We start from the raw sequence: 19,247 nt of genomic DNA, 5'->3' as shown, positions 1-19,247 counted from the left end.
ACCAAATTCAAAAATCACGGTCTGAAACAATTCAAAACGCTCTCAGCTTTTTACTTTAGCTTCTAGCTTGTTTATTATCGGCTGAGTTTGATCATTATCCGTTACAAAGAATTTAAGTATGCAATTTAAAAAGTGGCTTATCGCAGTACCACTCGCAATGACAATGCTGACAGGCTGCTCTCTCCTAGAGAAACTGGTTTATCGCATTGATATAAACCAAGGCAACTATGTCGAACAAAGTGCCGTTGAAAAACTCAAATTTGGTATGACTAAAGAACAGGTTCGCTACGTAATGGGTTCACCAATGCTGGTCGAGAATGGCTATCCTGACACTTGGTACTACATTTATCACCAAACAGAAGGTCATTACGACTCTGTGCAAAAAAACTTAATTGCTGATTTCAACGACGAAGGGCAATTGGTCAATATCACTGGTGACTTCCCACCTAGTAGTGATTTTTTCGAGAGTATTAACTAGCGAGCAATGGTCAGATTTTAAGGGTTGGCACACAGTGTCAACCCTTGTCGTTTTTAGCTCTGTAATCTTTAAGATTGTTACGCAAGGTGAGCTTGAGGGAGGCGTAGCTGGCCTAACTTTCTTTCCTTAACGGGTTCTTTTTCCCGCCGGTGACCGGGTCTGCGTTACCAGCCGCTTTAGCCTGCTCGGCACGTTTGCGGCGAATCTCTTTCGGGTCAGCCAACAAGGGGCGATAAATTTCAATACGGTCCCTATCGTTTATCGTTGCATCTAGCTTAACGTTGCGACTAAATACCCCTACCTTGTTCTTACTGAGATCGATCTCTGGATAGAGTTCAAGTACGCCAGATTGGGCGATAATCTCCTCAACCGTCATCGCTTTATTCACGACCAAGGTAAATACACGCTGCTCATGAGGCAGAGCATAGACCACCTCAACATGGATCATATCCGACTCAATACTCATAAACTGAATACACCTGTTTAGCTCTCTTGGTAAACGCATTGACCATATTATTGGTGAGCTCGTTAAACACCTTGCCAAATGCCATTTCGATCATTTTGCTGGAAAACTCAAACTCAAGTTTCAGCTCAACCTTACACGCTTGCTCATCCAGCGGAGTAAAAAACCACCCCCCTTTCAGGGTTTTAAAAGGGCCATCGACCAAGTTCATCATAATGGCTTCACCGTTGATTAACTCGTTGGCCGTGGTGAACGTTTTGCTTATCCCTGCTTTTGCCACATCTACAGAAGCCACCATCGCGTTAGAGCTCGATTCAATCACACGTGAACCCGAGCAACCCGGTAAAAACTCCGGGTAACTGGCAACATCGTTCACTAGATTGAACATCTGCTCGGCACTGAATGACACCAATGCAGAACGGCTAACTTGCTTCATATGAACTCCTCGTGATACCGCTTGAACCTCAAGCATGAGGCAATTTTACTTTTATTTGCACTCAGCGCAAATAAAGGGATTTCCTAACTTACATCCTATCCGTATAATGCAGCGATTATGGCAAAGAAAAAATCGAAACAAAAAGCGGGTAGCAATACCATCGCTGTCAATAAGAAAGCTCGCCATGAGTATTTCATCGATGATGAAATCGAAGCAGGCATGGAGCTTCAAGGCTGGGAAGTTAAGTCACTTCGTCAAGGCAAGGCCAATATCGCAGAAAGCTATGTCTTTATGCGTGACGGAGAAGCCTTTGTCAGTGGCATGACGATTACTCCATTAAATCAAGCATCGACGCACGTGGTAGCCAACCCTACACGTGTTCGTAAACTACTACTAAGCCGTCGAGAACTCGACAACTTACTCGGACGTATTAACCGAGAGGGTATGACGTTAGCCGCGCTGTCTCTCTACTGGTCGCGTTCGTGGGTTAAGATGAAGATCGGTGTCGCGAAAGGTAAAAAGCTTCACGACAAACGTACTGATCTTAAAGAAAAAGATTGGGCTAGAGAGAAAGCGCGCGTGATGAAAAGCTCGCTGCGTTAATATTGAGCACTTAAACGCGCAAGGCTAGACAGGGTACACTTTTCTGGTACTATGCGAGGAACACTTTGGGGCTGATTTAGGATTCGACAGGAATTTTGCAGTCTGAGGTGCATGCCGTGGGGCGGTTGGCCACGTAAAAAGCCGCAAAAAAATAGTCGCAAACGACGAAAACTACGCACTAGCAGCTTAATAACCTGCTCAGAGCTCTCTCGCCCTAGCTTCCGCACGTAAGACGGGGACCAACGAGGGATCAAACCCAAACGCGCTAGCCCGGATTCTCCCGCCTGAGAGATGAACGGCGAATTTTAATTCAGGATAGCCTTTGGCTGGCGTGTCGATTCGCAGGTCACTGGTGAAATTAAAGATCGACTAAGCATGTAGTACCAATGATGAATGGTTCTTGGACGCGGGTTCAACTCCCGCCAGCTCCACCAAACGTTTGGAAAGGCGCTAACTCTTCGGAGTTAGCGCCTTTTTTGTTGCGGTGAATTTTTCGCTGTCCAATTTGCCAACGGCTTTTAGGCCTCATATCCCAGAGCTGCACGCCAATAACGCCCACCCATAAATTACACCTCAAACCTTTAGACGCCGAAGTGATTTTTCGTATCAAAATTGACAAAATAAGTAATATTTGCACAAAAATAGCATTATAGTTATACTTCCGTCACAAAATTTCATTTGAACTCAAATTATTGGAGGGCGCTTTTAGTGTTTTTCTTGTTAGAGAACGACACAGAATAAAAACGTTTACTTTGTATTTATGGAAAATGCATTAAAAAAATATAGTATCGAAACGACTGATTATCAGGTTGGCCAAGACAACGTGCAAAAGTGGGGTTTCGATATCCACAATCCAGTGTTTGGGATTAGTGCTGGTCTTGTGATTCTTTGTCTTCTCTCTCTTCTTATTGTCGATCCCGCTACCGCTCGTGACGCGTTAAACGGGCTCAGAAATAGCATCATCGCTGACTTTGACCTCTTCTTTATGTGGTCGACTAACTTTTTCATTCTTTTTGCGATTGGGTTATTGCTCTCCCCACTAGGGAAAATTCGTATCGGTGGTAAAGAAGCCAAAGCGGAGCACTCCACCGTTTCATGGTTGTCTATGTTGTTTGCCGCCGGTATGGGTATTGGCTTGCTGTTTTGGAGTGTTGCCGAACCAACCGCCTACTTTACCGACTGGTGGGGCATGCCTCTTAACGCCGAACCTTATAGTGCGGAGGCGAAATCTTTAGCCATGGGCGCAACCATGTTCCATTGGGGAATCCACGGCTGGGCGATTTATGCCATTGTTGCCCTATCGCTCGCTTTTTTTGCGTTTAACAAAGGCCTACCGCTTTCATTACGCTCGGCGTTTTACCCTCTATTTGGTGACCGAGCATGGGGCTGGCTTGGCCACGTGATTGACATTCTAGCCGTTCTATCGACCTTATTTGGTTTAGCAACCTCACTTGGCCTAGGGGCTCAACAAGCCACCAGCGGTATCAACCATGTCTTTGGGTTAGACGGCGGCATCGGCATGCAAATGGTGGTGATTGCTTTTGTTACCTTTATTGCAGTGCTATCGGTGATCCGTGGTATTGACGGTGGCGTTAAGCTACTGAGTAACGTCAATATGGTCATTGCGTTTGCTCTTTTGGCCTTTGTGATGCTGATCAGTTACGACATCGCATTTGCCTCAATCTGGGATAGTACGCTTGCCTACGTGCAAAACATCTTGCCTTTGAGTAACCCTCATGGCCGTGAAGATAGTGCTTGGATGCATGGCTGGACAGTATTTTACTGGGCTTGGTGGGTCTCTTGGTCTCCATTTGTCGGCATGTTCATCGCACGGGTTTCAAAAGGTCGTACAGTGCGAGAGTTCATTTTTGCCGTGATTGTCATTCCAACAGTCGTGACCTTGATTTGGATGTCGGTGTTTGGTGGTATTGCCCTCGACCAAGTAGTGAACAAAGTTGGCGAGCTCGGCGCCAATGGCTTGACCGACATCTCGCTCACTCTATTCCATGTCTACGACGCATTGCCCTACAGCTCAATTATTTCGGTGCTGTCTATCGGTTTGATTTTGGTGTTCTTCATCACCTCGTCGGACTCAGGATCGTTGGTCATCGATAGCATTACCGCCGGCGGTAAGATTGATGCGCCCGTACCACAGCGTATTTTCTGGGCGTGCATCGAAGGCTCTATCGCCGCCGTCATGTTGTGGATAGGCGGCAAAGAAGCCCTACAAGCGCTGCAATCTGGCGTGGTGGCCACAGGCCTACCGTTTACCTTAGTATTGCTGGTGATGTGTGTGAGTTTGATCAAAGGGCTGCGCTCTGAATTGCCCGCCTATCAAAACGACGCCAGCCACAGTGTCGCCGCTCGCTAACCGTTCGCTAATCCTCAATTTCTCAGACAATGAGCGCCTTGTGCGCCTTGTGCGCTCATTTTTTTGTCTGCTCATGTTCGCTCACGATCCTCACAAAACCGGATACGTATACTATGTTTAGAGTTTGAGTTAAGGAGGAAAAATGACTCACCAAAACCCCATTCAAGTGGTGGCGCTCGACCATGTAGTAGTTCGCACCACTCAACTCGACGCCATGTTGCATTTCTATCGCGACATTCTTGGCTGCCCGATAGAGCGTGAGAAAGAAGACATTGGTCTGGTTCAGTGCCGCGCAGGCAGCGCCTTGATTGATATTGTTCCAGTAGACAGTGAGTTAGGAAAACTCGGCGGAAAAGCGCCCCAGCAAGATGGACGCAATGTCGACCACTTTTGCTTGCAAATTGAAGACTTTGACGAACAGGAACTGCTCGACTACCTCAAGCAACATAATGTCACCACCTCCGAATTTGCTAAGCGCTATGGCGCACAAGGCTTTGGCCGCTCTATCTATTTAGACGATCCCGAAGGCAACGTGGTCGAGCTTAAACCTCATGTTAGATTTGAGCGCTAGTGGTTTGTAATTACAACCATTTACACAACTTGAATCATCGGCGTATAGTGGTTTTGCCTCGCGATCGAGTCCTGTGATGGAGAAAATGATGCTCACTCAAGCTCAACTGATTGACCTACGTAAAACCTTACACCAACACCCAGAACTGTCTCACCAAGAAGTCACCACCGCGCAGCGTATTCAATCGGTATTTACCGAGTTTGCGCCCGACGAAACCCATACCCAGTTAGGGGGAGAGGGACTCGCGTTTGTTTTTAATGGCTATGAAGCAGGTCCTAGCACACTGATACGCTGCGAGCTAGACGCGCTGCCTATTGAAGAGATCAACACATTCAACCATCGTTCGTGTATTTGCGGCGTATCACATAAATGTGGGCATGATGGTCATATGACGATTGTTTCCGCGCTTGGCGCCGTGCTGGCAACCAACCGGCCACAGCGCGGACGAGTGATTCTTTGCTTTCAACCCGCCGAAGAGACCGGCACCGGAGCAATAGACATGGTCAGCGACCCACGCTTTGCTTCTCTCATGCCTGACTATGCTTTTGCTTTACACAACTATCCGGGCCTTGAACTCGGCAAAGTCGCCGTACGCTCAGGAACATTCAACTGCGCTTCTCGCGGCATGATCATTAGGCTAAAAGGCAAGACCTCTCACGCGGCCCATCCCGAAGATGGCATAAGCCCTGCACTGGCGATGTGTCAGATTATCGAGCAGTTCCATCAATTGCCAGCGATCCTTGAACGACAAAATACAGCGGGCCGAGATTGGATAACCGTTATCCACGCCAAGTTAGGTGAAGTGGCTTTTGGCACCTCGCCCTGCGACGCTGTGGTAATGGCCACACTGCGCAGTGAGAGTAACCAAGGTATGGCGAAACTGGTTGAGCAAGCAGAGCAAATCGCTCGTGAGTGCGCCCAATTGGGCCAGCTCGAAGTGCAATTTGGCTATCAAGATGTGTTTCAAGCCAGCGTCAACAGTGACGAGGGTTGCCAGCACGTGGTGGCGGCATGCGAAAACAATGCAGCCCCGTACCATTTAATGAAAGAGCCGATGCGTTGGTCAGAAGATTTTGGTCAGTTTACCGCCGTGGCCAAGCAAGGGGCGATGTTTGCTTTAGGCGCCGGTATAGAGTCTCCTCAACTGCATAATCCTGATTATGACTTTCCTGATGAGTTAATTCCGATCGGCCGCGATCTGTTTCTTAGCCTAATTGAACAGATCAACGGACTCCGTTAAGTCGCTCTGCTTATCGGCGACTTTATCGCAGATATAGCCGCCGATAGGGATAGCGGATGTCGCCGCGGGCGAAGGCGCATTACACACATGCAAACTGCGCCGACTCTGAGCAAACAAAAAGTCATGGACTAAGGTGCCATCACTTAACACTGCTTGGGCGCGGATCCCGGCAGGATAGGAGTGTAGGTCTTCAAGCTGTATCATTGGGCAATACTTGTTGACCCGCTTTAAATATCCAGCTTTCCACCAAGAGTCTTTGGTCTCGCTCAATCCGGTTTTAAAGTGCTGCGCCGTCACTTTCCAAAATCCGCTAAAGCTGAGCATCTCCCTAACATCACGCCAACTAAAATTTAGCCGCCCATATCCTTCACGCTTAAACCCCTGCACTGCATTCGGACCAACGGTCACTGAGCCATCTATCATCTTGGTTAAATGCACACCCAAAAAGGGCAAATCAGGATCAGGGATCGGATAAATAAGATGATTGACAATCTGATTGTATTGACTGGGTAAACGGTAGTATTCGCCACGGTAAGGAATGATTTGAAAATCGCACTCTAACCCCATCATCTTAACCATGCGATCGGCCATCAATCCAGAGCAAACAATCAAAAATCGCGACCGATAGTGTTGAACGCTCTGCCCCTCATTGACGGTGACCTCAACCCAATCACGTCTCTCGGTGAGCGCCGTCACTTGACAAGATAGCGCCAGATCACCCCCAGCTTTTTGGTACTCTTGCGCCATTGTTTGAGTGACTTGGCGATAGTCAACAATACTGGTGGTCGACACAAACAACGCGCCAAGGCCCACCACATTGGGTTCGCGCTGCTTGAGCTGGTTTTGGTCTAAACGCTCAACCTCTAGTCCATTCGCTATGCAGCGTTGGTAAAGCGCCTCCATACGTTCGAGCTCCAGCCGAGTCGTAGCGACCAAAAGCTTGCCACAGTTATCAACCGCTATGTTGTGCTGATGACAGAACGCCACTGTCGCCTGTGCACCCTGCCGGCAAAATTCGGCTTTTAAGCTACCAGGGGCGTAGTAGACGCCTGCATGAATCACCCCGCTATTGTGTCCGGTTTGATGGGCTGCCAGGTGAGGTTCTTTTTCGATCACTAATACCGACGCCTGAGGTTGACGCCCTTTCAGCTGCCATGCGGTGGAAACACCCACTATCCCCCCACCCACGACGATATAATCGTAGATCTTGCTCAACTTAGCGCTCCTTATTGCAACTCTCATCCCCTACCTTGCTTCAAGCTCTATGATAGTCCTGCGTATAAGCGATTGAAAGTCATACCGATAGGGAAAAAGTTATTCATTTGGTGGTGCAGAAATGCAATTAATCGTCGAAAGTTTAAAAAACATCGTTAAAATAGCCGACCTAGATTTTTAAACCCACCGGTTCGGTCGAGGATCCTACATTGAACACGCAACACCTTTTTGCCCACAACAGCCAAGATATTGAACACGCTAAACAGATATTAGCCGATGGTGAATTGGTGGCGATCCCGACTGAAACGGTTTACGGTTTAGCCGCTGATGCTTCTAATCCTGAAGCGGTGAAGAAGATCTTTGCGGCTAAAGGCCGCCCGGCGAATCACCCTTTGATTGTGCACATAGGAGATGTGGCGCAGTTAAGTGACTGGGCAATGGATATCCCAGCAGAGGCGTATGCGATTGCTCAAGCCTATTGGCCAGGTCCGGTGACACTGCTGCTCAACAAAGCGCCTCAAGCGACGCCAGTGGTCACTGGTGGCCTTAACACCATTGGCATTCGCATGCCAGCCCATGATGTATTCAGCCAACTGCTCACATCAGGCATGGCGGTTGCCGCGCCTTCTGCAAATCCGTATAAAAAGCTCAGCCCAACTTCGGCTAAGCACGTGCTGAAATCGCTCGGTGGTAAGGTTGCCGCAGTGCTCGACGGAGGCGACTGCGCCCACGGTTTAGAATCGACCATTATTGACTTAACCCAGCGACCTTTTCGCATTTTGCGCAGCGGCCCAGTAAGTGCCGCCCAGCTTTCGCAAACTCTGGGGATGCCAGTTGAAGCGCCACAAGCTCATTCAGTTGCCGTTCCAGGAAATGTCACTAGTCACTACCAGCCGAACACCAAAGTGCGTTTAGTCAGCCTTGAAGAAATTGAAAGCGCGCCTGCTGGCAATATCGCTTGCGTGCATATCTCTCCGCTGAGTTCAGGCTCGGACTTTAAGAGCAAGCTGATGCCGGCGGATGTAGGCCAATATTCACACGACCTCTACCGTGCCCTCGATGAAGTAGACCAGTGGGGCTGCGACGAAATTTGGGTCGAACGTCCACCAGTGAGTGACGAATGGTTAGCCGTACACGACCGCCTCAATCGCGCTCAATCTAAGCTGTAAAGAACCAACTATCACGAGAGCCCGCTGGCTCTCGTGTCGTTTGCGAAGTAGACAATCTCTCTCACTCTGCCATTGGCGTCTTTATCTGGATTGACAGGTAGCGTGCTTAGATATGGCCATTCACGTGCGATCAACATCAGCGCAAATGCATCGATAATGTCATCTCGGTTAGCGGTTTTCCGCGCGATGGTTTTTAGTTGGTGATCCAGTACTGCCATCCATTGTGGAGCTCGCTTTTCAATAATCGCTAAACGTTGTTGCTCCCCTTCGGGGCTCTTTTTATTGTACTCGAGCGGCGCACCATTTAGGGCAGTAAACACCACTTCAGGATGAGATTCACGCAGGATTAAATTGGGATAGTGTGTCAGCAGCACATCGGCCTGTATGACCTTGGGGAGAATGTACCAGCTTTGTTTCGAGAGCTTTTTACCCAGCGCTGCCTGATTCACCTCACAAGCGTCAAGATAACTCGACGCATAGGCCGCCTCACGGCAAGGCACTGGAAATACGCTCGAAGCACGCCTCCCCAACAACTGACGCGCCGCTTTATCACACAATCGATCGGGGGTACTCGCATCGCTAAAACCAATCGGAATATCAATCAAACTGTGCGCTGAGCGCATCAGCGAGAGTGCGTCAATAAGCTTTTCAACGATATGACAAACTGGCTGTTGATCGGCTAAATGCCAAACAACCCACCCCGCCTTGCAACCATCAACACCATTTACTGCTTTGTTCATATCACGCTGTTATTTGCTACTCATCTTGACAGTCTAGCGTTTTTACTCGTAAAAAAAACGCCCCAACATGTGGGGCGTTAGCTTTGGTAGACCGGGTTATTGGGAATACAAACTGCGCACCGGTTCAGGCTCAACATAATCAATCAACTCATGTCGACTGAGCTGTTTGATTTGCGCCTTGTCACCTGAAACCACCAGCACTTGCTGTTTTTCCAGGGTATCCACCAATTCGAGTTGATAATCATGAACCAGCGCTTTAACTTGCTGCTCTGTTCCTTGATGGTACTTAACAAAGAACCGACTGGGCTGCTGCTCTGCTTCGGCTGCGCGCTCATCGACAGGAGGAAACGCTGGATTGTCAGCATAGCTCCAACTAGCCACAGCCGCGAGCAGTAACCCCACCAAAGTACAACGTGAGTAAAACGACTTGTTCATATTCACTCCTTATTGAAAAGTCAGTGACCAACTATTGATACGCCCAGTATCCTGGCTTGCACTATCTACCGCTTTTAGTGTCCAGTCGCCTTGTGATTCAAAGCCACTAAAGTCAACTTGATAACTGGTTCGAATGTCGCTCGCAGAGCCCCCTTCGTTATCGTGCAACACTGCTTTAGCACCCGTTGGTGAAGTCAAGGTCACTTTTAAGTCACCAACATAACTATGACTGATATCAAGTTCAACGGTTACCGCTCCGGCATCTCCCGCGCGCTGCACTGCAATAGCACTGCTCGCGCCCACGACACTATTATCAGGGATTGATACTGATTCAGTGTTACTATAACTCACTGGCTGTGTTGAAGTGTTGTCAGACCCATTATGTGTCGCAACCAGCGTTGCACCAGAATAAGCTTTATAGCCGTCAATCAAGACTTGGAAAGTGCCCTGAGCAGTCACATCCAAAGTACATGATTCCTGGTTACCACTTTTCCATGAACGGCAGTCGTAGCTGCTAGTGCTTGGCTCTCCGTTAAAGCTCACGTACATATCCGCATCACCGCTACCGCCGCTGAGGCTAAACGTCGCTGAAGTGGCATCAGCAGGGACATCAAACGTAAATAAACGGCTCGACTTAGCGTCGCCAGACAGTGGCGCCGTGGCGACACCGTTTTCCAATGCTGTTTCTGGCTCTTGACCGCCATCACATCCTTTATCAAGGTAAGCTTTTGCGGCATCTGCATTGACTAAGCCGTATCCGGTACGATTGTCACGTCCCGCTACATCAATATCTGTTGCGGTTGCCGTCAGCGCTCGACGAATTTGCTGAGCACTACAAGTTGGATGATAACTCCAAACCAAGCCCGCGACCCCAGTCACATGTGGTGTCGCCATTGAGGTACCATTGTAGTACTCGTAGTCTTCACCTGTTGTCGTCGAAACTGTCACGCTTTGTCCAGCTAGCGCCGCTAACTCTTGACCCAAGGCGCGGTCGACGGTAACGGAGACAAGGCCATACGCATTATTATCATCAAGCACAAATGGGTTTTGTAGACCAGGTAAGTCCTGGTTACTGTAGACAATCGCCGCTTTTGCGCCTGAGTTGTAACACGCTTTGACTGGGTCGATTTCAGGACGCACGCCAGTGCGTTGATTTTCAATGCGTTCAGTCAAACAGACTTTATCCGTCATATCACCACAGTCATAACTACCAGAAGAGATGTCACATTCTGCAAGCGGAGCACTGATGCTGCCCGCCACTGGCGCTGATGTGTAAGAACCTGATTGGAGAACTTTACGGTTATGAGGCACGACACCTCGGTCAAAGTAACTGGTACCGTTGACAGTGATATCAGAGAGCACACCTTCGCCAACCGTGACGGTAGACAATACTGCAACACCTGGCGCAGCAATATCAACTTGGTCGGTCGCTTGCGAAAACGCCGCATGATCGCTATTGGTATCGACAGCAGCGACAGACATCACCGCGTCATACGAAGCAGGGTAACTGTGCGCAGTGTTGCCTGAGTTACCTGCTGCAGCAATGAGTAACACGCCCTGATCATAGAGTGATTGCAGCGCATTTTGTTCCGTGCGGCTTGACTGACTACCACCTAAGCTCATATTAACGACATCAGCGCCATTGTCAGCACAGGTTTGAATCGCTTTTACCAAGCTTGAAGAGTATCCCCAACCAGATTCATTAAAAACTTTAACGATATGCAAGTTAACGTTCTGGTTGGGCATCACTCCCTTCACACCCTCGTTATTGGCGATCGCTGCAATCGTACCCGCGACATGAGTACCGTGGGCGTTGTTGTTACCTGGGGCACTCCAAGAGCCAGTGCCGCTGTCGTTAGTTCCGTCGACTCGGTTGCCACTCAAGTCGTTGTGCGCTAAGTCATAGCCTGAGTCGATGATACAAACGGTGCGATTGCCTGCATTGGCATCATCAAGCAATTGAGCGTTAACCGCCTCGAATCCCCAAGGCGTCGTTTCACTGAGTAAGTAACGAGGAGGGTCGACTTCGACATACTCGACTTGGGCATTATTGCGCAGCGATGATACCTGTTGCTCGTCCATCTCAACGCTATAAATGCTTGTTGCACCGAGTTTTTCCACTTGACGCGCTTCAACTTGCTCTAGCACCGATTGGCGAACTTCGCTCGCTGCCATCACTGGTTCTCCGGCGCGAGCAAACGGGGCGGGTGCGCTCTCTTTAAACTTAACGATATATTTGGTTGGAAGGTCGGCTTCATTGAAGCCTAAGCCAGGCGCTGCGTGCGCCGTTGAAACTCCTGCCATAGCCACTGCGACTGCCGATAGGGTAAATAACCCTTTGGTTTTATTAATGATGTTGTGCATCTGCTCTATTCCTTTTTGAGCTATTTTTAGTATGAATAAAACTCAGTTTCATCATTTCGTATGACGAAACATGAGCGCTCTAGCTATAAAGCATGAACAGAAAACAACCAAAGGCTAATAGAGTAAAAACACTATTTTTATGCTCAGCATCACCCATTCCACCAAAAAAGTGAACAGTCAATAAGAACTGGCACTTTTACCTTAAAAAGCAATCACTTATTTAGTGATTAACCATCTAAAAGTCCAACCCATCCCCCCGAATTCTTCAGGTTATTATTCGCAAACAGTGACGCATCACCAAGGGTGAGGAATAAATGTTGCATTTTGGTTAAATAAAATTAATTTAATAGAATTAAAACTCTAACTTTAGATCGTAACTGAGTGATAAGAGAGTTAAACCTAAGGAGCCCGTTTTGCTAGCTGTATTACGTCTACTATTGGCTGGAATCTACATTGTTACCATGACACTGTTTGCCGCTGTGTACTGCTTATTTAGCCCGCGTAACCCCAAACATGTGTACTTCTTTTGTCGCTGGTTTCATCAGTTGCACAAACTACTCGGTGTCGAGTTGATTCAACGTGGACTAGACAAGGCACCTGTGCCTCGAAACAGTGTCTATATTTCCAATCATCAAAGCGTGTATGACTTTGTCACCTCGCCGGGCATGCTCAGACCTCGCACCGTCTCTTTGGGCAAAAAAGAGCTCATTTGGGTACCCTTTTTCGGTTTCTTATACTGGATCACGGGCAATATTCTTATCGACCGGCAAGACAAATCAAAAGCGCGCGACACGATTAAACAAGTGGCCGAAGCTATTCATCAACGCAACTTATCGGTGTGGGCCTACCCAGAGGGCACTCGTAGTAAGGGGCGAGGTTTGTTACCGTTCAAAACCGGCGCATTTCGAATGGCGATTGAGGCGGGCGTACCAATAACCCCTATGGTGGTCAGCACCACGCACAAAAAATTCGATCTCAACCGTAGCAACAACGGGATTGTGATTAGCGAAATGCTTGAGCCGATAGAGGTCAGCGGTTATAAACTCAGTGATGCTAGAGTGCTGGCTGACCACTGCCATGCGCTAATGCAGGCCAAAATTGCCGAGCTCGACGCTGAAGTTGCGGAACTCGAACAACAAAAACAGACCAAGCCCTCCTCTCCACAGCAATCGCTCTAACGATAGATGGAGCGTTTCATCGTTCGGTCAGAAACGACTCCATCTCGCCGTTTTCTCTGTTAAGAGATAGGGAGTCTGTACTCGAGACTCCTCCCTCGCTCTACCAGCTGGCTTCTTTCATATGCACTTTCGCACCAAGCTCTAAACTAAAATCGGAAACCAAGTTTGGGTAGTATTGGCTCATAGCCTCAATAACTTGTTGGCTATTGTCGCTACGCTGCTTGGCCGAGACAAAACGTTCAATCCACGTGTGTGTGTAACGAATGCTACTCGCATCTAATTTGCCTGATGCTGTCATGTGGCCGGGAACAACAAAACTTGGTTTTAGCGATTGCATCTCTTCCAACTGCGCCAGCCAAGCGTTAACTTCGCCATCGCTCTGGGTGTCTGCCATCCAAACATGCATTCCTCCAACAATACCCACATTGCCTAAAATTGCTTTTTCGCTCGGTACCCACAGATAGGGCCTATGGGCCAATACGCCTTGCGTACCACGAACTTCGACTCTCATCCCATCTAGCATCAAGCTATCTGATTTGAGCACCTCAGGCAGTTTAGGATTCTGCGGGGCGTTTAGTCCCATTTTCGGCCCCCAAAAGCTGATTTTCTTTTCAAGTTTTTTAGCGATCGCTTCACGCACCACTTGCGTTGTCACTAGGTGTGCGTCAGGGAAAATCTCCAGCAGTTGGGAGGCGCCAAAGTAGTAATCTGGGTCAGCTTGGCTAATAAAAATTGTTGTGAGAGGTTTACCTGCATCAAGCACTTTAGCCGCGATACGCAGTGCGTCAGCCCGAGTAAAACCGGTGTCGATCAATAGACTCTCGGTCTCACCGATCACTAACGTCGAAGTGACATTAAAGCTGTGCTCATCCGCGTTATAGACGTCAAACGTCAAGTCCGTTTTCGCCATTACCGCGCTAGAGGTCGCCATCAATAAAGCCAGTGTCGTTAACGCTTTCATATGTTTAATCCTAATCGTGTTGTTTAGTGTCAACGCATAGTAGAGGGTGGCTTTGTTTCGAAAAAGAGCCTATTGTTTTCATCATTATTTCATAATTCGAACATATCTATGGATAGACTCACTGCGGTCAAAGTTCTGCTGGATGTCGCCCAGACCGAAAGTTTCACCTCAACTGCTGAACGACTGGCGATGTCACGTCCTATGGTGACACGCAACGTCGAAGCGGTTGAAAACTGGCTTGGCGCGCGGCTGTTACAGCGAACGACGCGTAAAGTGTCGCTCACCAGTGTTGGCGAGCAAATGCTGCCAGAGCTGCAGCGTTGGGTAGAGCACGCACAACTATTAGAGGAAAGCTTACTGCCGAAAGAGACCTTGCAAGGGTTAGTCAGGATTTCCGTTAGCATGTCGTTCGGCTTTTCAATGCTCATGCCTGCTCTGCAAGCGTTCCGGGAACTTTACCCTGGCATCCAAGTAGATATCGACGCTCAAGACCGAGCCGTTGATATGATCAGCGAACGCATAGACTTGGCCATTCGGACCACGAATACCCCTACTCCGAACCTTGTCGGTCGCGAATTTGCGGTTTGTCATTCCAAGCTGGTCGCCTCTCCTGATTACCTTGCCAACTCGCCGGCTATCGACCAGCCGCAAGACCTCTCTCTCCATCGTTGCTTGGGCTACAAAAACTTTGGCCGCCATATCTGGCAGCTCAATCAAGGCAATCAGCGTCAAACTGTCGAGGTCAATTGTGATATTACGGCCAATGAGGCCACCGTTTTACTCTATGGCTCCCTGTCTGGTTTAGGGATTTCGATGCAACCCAACTATCTCGCCGATGAAAGAATTGCCTCTGGCGAGCTTCGCTGGGTCTTGCCTGACTGGCAATTAACGACACTCAAAATGTACTTGCTTTACCCTTCACGTAAGCATGTCTCGCACCCAGTCAGAGCACTGATCGAGTTTCTACTACAATATTTTGACCACGATTAAGATCAGAACTTGATTGTGTTAGGCTTATGTTAATGCTGTAAAAAATGGAACACTGTTATGGACAACACGACGCCAAGACTGTCGCTGCGAACGATTGAAAAATCCGACTACCCTGCCATTGCCGAATTGATGGATCTGGTCTTTCCCGATGTGGGCGGCGCATGGCCGCGCAGTACAATTATGGACCTGATTCGCCAGTTTCCCGACGGCCAGATCTGTATCGAAGATAACGGCACGATCGTTGGCGCAGCGCTGACCATCAAAGTCGATTACAATCGCTTCTCACTGCCACACGTTTATACCGATATCATCGACAAAAATGATGTGATTCAAAATAACCCCAAAGGCGATGCCATGTATGGACTGGATGTGTTTGTTCATCCAGACTATCGAGGATTAAGACTAGGGCGCCGTCTCTATGATGCTCGCAAAGAACTGTGTCGAAGCAAAAATTTTAAAGCCATTCTCACCGGCGGCCGTATCCCTAATTACCAGGAACACGCCGACGATCTGACGGTGACGGAATACATCGATAAGATAAAGCGCCGCGAACTGCACGACCCCATTTTATCGTTTCAGTTAGCCAATGATTTTGACGTTAAACGCTTGATGCGCAACTACCTGCCCGAAGACGATGCCTCTCAGGGTTACGCGACACTGCTCGAATGGGATAACTTCTTTTATGAAGAAGATATTCAATCGGTACACGATATCGAAAAAACGTTAGTCCGGATTGGCGTCGTACAATGGCAAATGCGCGCGATGCGTGATCTCGACGACTTGATGGATCAGGCGGAGTTCTTTGTCAGCTCGCTATCCAACTACAAAGCTGATTTCGCGTTATTTCCGGAGTTTTTCAACGCCCCCTTGATGGGCTTGCAAGAGGGGCAAAACTCAGTCGAAGCGATTCGTTTTTTAGCCAGCTTCAGCGAAGAAATCAAAAACCGCTTTTCGCAAATGGCGGTCACTTACAACATCAATATCATCGCCGGGAGTGTGCCCGTGTTGGAGGACGACAAGCTGTATAATGTCTCCTACTTACTACAGCGCGATGGCAATATTGATGCGCAATACAAAATTCATATCACCCCGCACGAGGAAAAAGACTGGGTCATTGATGGCGGTGACAATGTCAAAGTCTTTGAGACCGACGCAGGGCGAATTGGTATCTTGATCTGTTACGACAGTGAGTTTCCTGAATTGGGTCGCATGATGGCAGAACAGGGGGTGCAAATTGTATTTGTGCCATTTTGGACTGACACCAAAAATGGTTACCAGCGAGTGCGCATCTGCTCGCAAGCACGAGCGATTGAGAACGAATGTTATGTTGCCATTGGCGGTAGTGTCGGTAATCTGCCTAGGGTCGACAACGTTGATATTCAGTACGCGCAGTCGGCGGTTTTCTCACCTTCGGATATCTACTTTCCGCATGATGCCACTTTAACCGAGGCCAGTGCCAATACCGAAATGATCATCTTTGCCGACGTTGACCTTACCAAGTTGAAGCAACTGAACACTGAAGGGTCAGTGACTAACCTAAAACATCGTCGTCACGATATCTACGGCTCGTTTATTACCCCGAGCGACTGATAACCAAACGGCGCGGGTCACCCCGCGCCGTTTCTCTTATCACTATCGACTAGGCGTTCAGCGCCTGTTCGAGATCCGCCATAATATCGTCGATATGTTCAATACCGACCGACAAACGGATCATTTCAGGTGCAACGCCCGCTTGTTTTTGCTCTTGCTCACTGAGCTGTCGATGAGTAGTCGACGCTGGGTGGCACGCCAGTGACTTAGCATCACCGATGTTCACCAACCGCTTAAAGATCTGCAGCGCATCGTAAAAACGCACGCCCGCTTCGTATCCGTCTTTCAAGCCGAATGACAAAATCGCAGAAGGTTTGCCCTTCATGTACTTCTCTGCCAACGGGTAAAACTCAGAGCTCGGCAGTCCTGCGTAACTGACCCAGCTCACTTTCTCGTGTTGCTCGAGGAACTCGGCCACTTTCATCGCGTTTTCGGTGTGGCGCTCCATGCGAAGAGACAGGGTTTCTAACCCTTGCATCAACATAAACGCATTCATTGGCGACAATGCCGCACCCGTATTACGCAAAGGCACAGTGCGCGCTCGACCAATAAAGGCCGCGTCACCAAACGCTTCACTGTAAACCACACCATGATATGACGGCTCCGGTTGGTTAAATACCGGGAAGCGGTCTTTGTGCTGCGCCCAAGGGAACTTGCCCGAGTCGATAATTATCCCCCCCAACGTGGTGCCATGGCCTCCCACATACTTGGTTAGCGAGTGAACCACAATATCTGCGCCAAATTCAATCGGCTTGCACAGAGCGGGGGTGGCCACCGTATTATCAACAATGACTGGCACCCCTTGCTGATGGGCCAACTGCGTGACACGTTCGAGGTCGATAATATTACCAGCCGGATTGCCTATGCTTTCACAATAGACCGCTTTGGTGTTGTCATCGATAAGTTCGGCTAAGCTCTCTGGCTTATCGTCTTTGGCAAACTTAACCTCAATCCCTTGGCTCGGCAACATATGGGCGAACAGAGTATAAGTACCGCCGTAAAGCTGAGGAGTAGAGACAATATTGTCGCCCGCCTGAGCTAGCGTCAGGATGGCATAGTTAATCGCCGCGCTGCCTGCACTCACTACCAAGCCAGCAATACCTCCTTCTAGTGCCGCCATGCGCTTTTCCAGCACGTCATTGGTGGGGTTCATGATGCGGGTATAGATGTTACCCGGCACCTCAAGGTTAAACAGATCCGCACCATGCTGCGCGTTGTCGAATTCATAAGCCACCGTCTGGTAGATGGGTGTCGCCACCGACTTAGTTGTTGGGTCGGTCTCATAACCATAATGAATTGATAGTGTTTCGTCTTTCATCGTCCTTCCTTGGGTAGTCACTGTTCAAAGTTAGCTACTGTGATATCAGTATTTAGTCACTTTTAGTTAATAAAAAGTACAAATGTGTGGATGAATTCACACCGATTTGGCCTATCGAGTTTAGTCACTATAGAGGTATAACCTAAGGTAAACTTGCTCATAATCAAGACATGTGCAACAAGTTAGCTGATTAGACCATTTGATCTCCATCCTTGAGGTATACTGCGCCGCAGTTATAGCCAGATGATTAAAAGTATGTTTCTGACACCGTATTTTTCACAAGATAACCAACAATTTCAGTTCACTCGCCAACAGGCCAGCCATTTTGCTAAAAAGGTTGCAGGCGACTTTAACCCTATTCATGACGAAGACAATAAGCGCTTCTGTGTTCCGGGTGACCTGCTGTTTGCCGTACTACTAAGCAAAGAAGGCATCAGTCAAAAGATGCGCTTTGATTTTTCAGGCATGGTAAACGACGGTATTGCACTGTCGATTGAGAACAAGTGTGAAAAAGAGAGTTCGGTTGTCGACGCCAACGGTAAAGAGTACCTTCATATGTCACGTGAAGGCGCGGTGAATCATAACCCAGAGTTTATTCAGCACGTTGTGACCAGTTACGTACAATTTTCTGGCATGAACTTCCCTCATATTATGGTGCCGTTAATGGAACAGCAGCAGATGATGATCAACTGCCAGCGCCCATTGGTGATTTATGAGAGTATGGAAGTAGAATTTGACCGCTTTGATCTCACTCACCCAGAAGTCGACTTCACTGGCGCAACGTTTGATGTTGAAGGTAAACGTGGTGTGGTCACATTAAACTTTGCCTTTAAAGAAGATGGCCAGGTCGTAGGCAAAGGCATTAAGCGTATGGTGGCCAGTGGCTTAAAACCGTATGACCAAGACGCGGTGGATGACTTAGTTGAACGCTTTAACGCTCGTAAAGATCTGTTCCTGTCCGAGTTCGCCAGCGCCGCATAAATGACAGAAAAGGCTACCTCAGGTAGCCTTTTTTATTGCCAGTCGGTGTCAGCGTGCAGAGTTCGTCAAGAAACGTAATATTGCGCTAGCGAGCGCGCGCTATTTTCGCTAGCCTCTCGATACTCTATCCTCAATGCACTTGGC

The 19,247-nt window shown here is 48.5% G+C and carries 18 protein-coding genes and 1 other RNA gene; 11 read left to right on the top strand and 8 right to left on the bottom strand.

Going from position 1 to position 19,247, the window contains the following annotated elements; translation table 11 throughout:
* Positions 1-118: 118 nt before the first annotated feature.
* Positions 119-478 carry an outer membrane protein assembly factor BamE gene (gene bamE / locus FCU94_RS03810; RefSeq protein ID WP_176287216.1) on the top strand — a complete coding sequence of 120 codons (360 nt, stop codon included), beginning with the start codon at positions 119-121 and terminating at the stop codon, positions 476-478.
* A 112-nt stretch (positions 479-590) separates the two neighbouring features.
* Here the strand turns inward: bamE and FCU94_RS03805 are convergent, their stop codons facing one another.
* On the bottom strand, positions 591-944 hold the full coding sequence (locus FCU94_RS03805) for an RnfH family protein (RefSeq protein ID WP_176287215.1): 354 nt from the start codon (positions 942-944) through the stop codon (positions 591-593).
* The gene (locus FCU94_RS03800) at positions 934-1,377 is read right to left on the bottom strand and encodes an SRPBCC family protein (RefSeq protein WP_176287214.1); all 444 of its coding nucleotides are present in this window, start codon (positions 1,375-1,377) and stop codon (positions 934-936) included. Before FCU94_RS03800 ends, FCU94_RS03805 begins: the two co-directional genes overlap by 11 nt.
* Before the next feature lie 117 nt (positions 1,378-1,494).
* Here FCU94_RS03800 and smpB point away from each other — a divergent pair, with 117 nt between their 5' ends.
* From smpB to FCU94_RS03775, 5 genes are all read left to right on the top strand, one after another.
* Positions 1,495-1,980 (top strand): SsrA-binding protein SmpB, encoded by a 486-nt coding sequence (smpB, locus tag FCU94_RS03795; protein ID WP_038205832.1) that lies wholly within the window; start codon positions 1,495-1,497, stop codon positions 1,978-1,980.
* A gap of 67 nt (positions 1,981-2,047) precedes the next feature.
* Positions 2,048-2,414: a transfer-messenger RNA gene (gene ssrA, locus FCU94_RS03790) on the top strand.
* Between the two features lie 326 nt (positions 2,415-2,740).
* The gene (locus FCU94_RS03785; RefSeq protein WP_176287213.1) at positions 2,741-4,351 is read left to right on the top strand and encodes a BCCT family transporter; all 1,611 of its coding nucleotides are present in this window, start codon (positions 2,741-2,743) and stop codon (positions 4,349-4,351) included.
* A 142-nt stretch (positions 4,352-4,493) separates the two neighbouring features.
* Positions 4,494-4,922: a VOC family protein gene (locus FCU94_RS03780; RefSeq protein WP_176287212.1), complete on the top strand. Its 429-nt coding sequence runs from the start codon at positions 4,494-4,496 to the stop codon at positions 4,920-4,922.
* Between the two features lie 88 nt (positions 4,923-5,010).
* Complete coding sequence (locus FCU94_RS03775; RefSeq protein ID WP_176287602.1) at positions 5,011-6,162, top strand: amidohydrolase; 1,152 nt, start codon at positions 5,011-5,013, stop codon at positions 6,160-6,162.
* Here the strand turns inward: FCU94_RS03775 and lhgO are convergent.
* Positions 6,133-7,377 carry an L-2-hydroxyglutarate oxidase gene (gene lhgO / locus FCU94_RS03770; protein ID WP_176287211.1) on the bottom strand — a complete coding sequence of 415 codons (1,245 nt, stop codon included), beginning with the start codon at positions 7,375-7,377 and terminating at the stop codon, positions 6,133-6,135. The two genes, FCU94_RS03775 and lhgO, sit on opposite strands and share 30 nt — an antisense overlap.
* A gap of 209 nt (positions 7,378-7,586) precedes the next feature.
* Here lhgO and FCU94_RS03765 point away from each other — a divergent pair, with 209 nt between their 5' ends.
* Positions 7,587-8,546 carry an L-threonylcarbamoyladenylate synthase gene (locus tag FCU94_RS03765; protein WP_176287210.1) on the top strand — a complete coding sequence of 320 codons (960 nt, stop codon included), beginning with the start codon at positions 7,587-7,589 and terminating at the stop codon, positions 8,544-8,546.
* An 11-nt stretch (positions 8,547-8,557) separates the two neighbouring features.
* Here the strand turns inward: FCU94_RS03765 and FCU94_RS03760 are convergent, their stop codons facing one another.
* The 3 genes from FCU94_RS03760 to FCU94_RS03750 form a co-directional block, all read right to left on the bottom strand.
* Positions 8,558-9,286 (bottom strand): DUF429 domain-containing protein, encoded by a 729-nt coding sequence (locus tag FCU94_RS03760; RefSeq protein ID WP_176287209.1) that lies wholly within the window; start codon positions 9,284-9,286, stop codon positions 8,558-8,560.
* A 96-nt stretch (positions 9,287-9,382) separates the two neighbouring features.
* Positions 9,383-9,721, bottom strand: coding sequence for an ATPase (locus FCU94_RS03755; protein ID WP_176287208.1), 339 nt, complete (start codon positions 9,719-9,721; stop codon positions 9,383-9,385).
* Positions 9,722-9,730: 9 nt separating this feature from the next.
* Positions 9,731-12,085 (bottom strand): S8 family serine peptidase, encoded by a 2,355-nt coding sequence (locus FCU94_RS03750; protein ID WP_176287207.1) that lies wholly within the window; start codon positions 12,083-12,085, stop codon positions 9,731-9,733.
* 413 nt (positions 12,086-12,498) lie between these two features.
* Here FCU94_RS03750 and FCU94_RS03745 point away from each other — a divergent pair, with 413 nt between their 5' ends.
* A complete protein-coding gene (locus FCU94_RS03745; RefSeq protein WP_176287206.1) occupies positions 12,499-13,263 on the top strand; it encodes a 1-acylglycerol-3-phosphate O-acyltransferase in 765 nt (254 codons plus the stop codon).
* Positions 13,264-13,363: 100 nt separating this feature from the next.
* Here the strand turns inward: FCU94_RS03745 and FCU94_RS03740 are convergent, their stop codons facing one another.
* Positions 13,364-14,224 carry an MBL fold metallo-hydrolase gene (locus FCU94_RS03740; RefSeq protein ID WP_176287205.1) on the bottom strand — a complete coding sequence of 287 codons (861 nt, stop codon included), beginning with the start codon at positions 14,222-14,224 and terminating at the stop codon, positions 13,364-13,366.
* Positions 14,225-14,332: 108 nt separating this feature from the next.
* On the opposite strand from FCU94_RS03740, the gene FCU94_RS03735 reads away from it, so the two are divergent.
* Positions 14,333-15,214, top strand: coding sequence for a LysR family transcriptional regulator (locus tag FCU94_RS03735; RefSeq protein ID WP_176287204.1), 882 nt, complete (start codon positions 14,333-14,335; stop codon positions 15,212-15,214).
* 57 nt (positions 15,215-15,271) lie between these two features.
* Positions 15,272-16,804 carry a bifunctional GNAT family N-acetyltransferase/carbon-nitrogen hydrolase family protein gene (locus tag FCU94_RS03730; RefSeq protein WP_176287203.1) on the top strand — a complete coding sequence of 511 codons (1,533 nt, stop codon included), beginning with the start codon at positions 15,272-15,274 and terminating at the stop codon, positions 16,802-16,804.
* 49 nt (positions 16,805-16,853) lie between these two features.
* On the opposite strand, the gene FCU94_RS03725 is transcribed toward FCU94_RS03730, so the two are convergent.
* The gene (locus FCU94_RS03725; RefSeq protein ID WP_176287202.1) at positions 16,854-18,122 is read right to left on the bottom strand and encodes an O-acetylhomoserine aminocarboxypropyltransferase/cysteine synthase family protein; all 1,269 of its coding nucleotides are present in this window, start codon (positions 18,120-18,122) and stop codon (positions 16,854-16,856) included.
* 255 nt (positions 18,123-18,377) lie between these two features.
* Between FCU94_RS03725 and FCU94_RS03720 the strand changes: the two genes are divergently transcribed.
* Positions 18,378-19,103, top strand: coding sequence for a DUF3581 domain-containing protein (locus FCU94_RS03720; RefSeq protein WP_176287201.1), 726 nt, complete (start codon positions 18,378-18,380; stop codon positions 19,101-19,103).
* Positions 19,104-19,247 lie beyond the last annotated feature (144 nt).

This window comes from Vibrio sp. JPW-9-11-11, assembly GCF_013369335.1.
GTDB lineage: Bacteria > Pseudomonadota > Gammaproteobacteria > Enterobacterales > Vibrionaceae > Vibrio.
The sequence above is the reverse complement of the archived record's forward strand: the minus strand, read 5'-3'. Positions and strand labels throughout refer to the sequence as shown.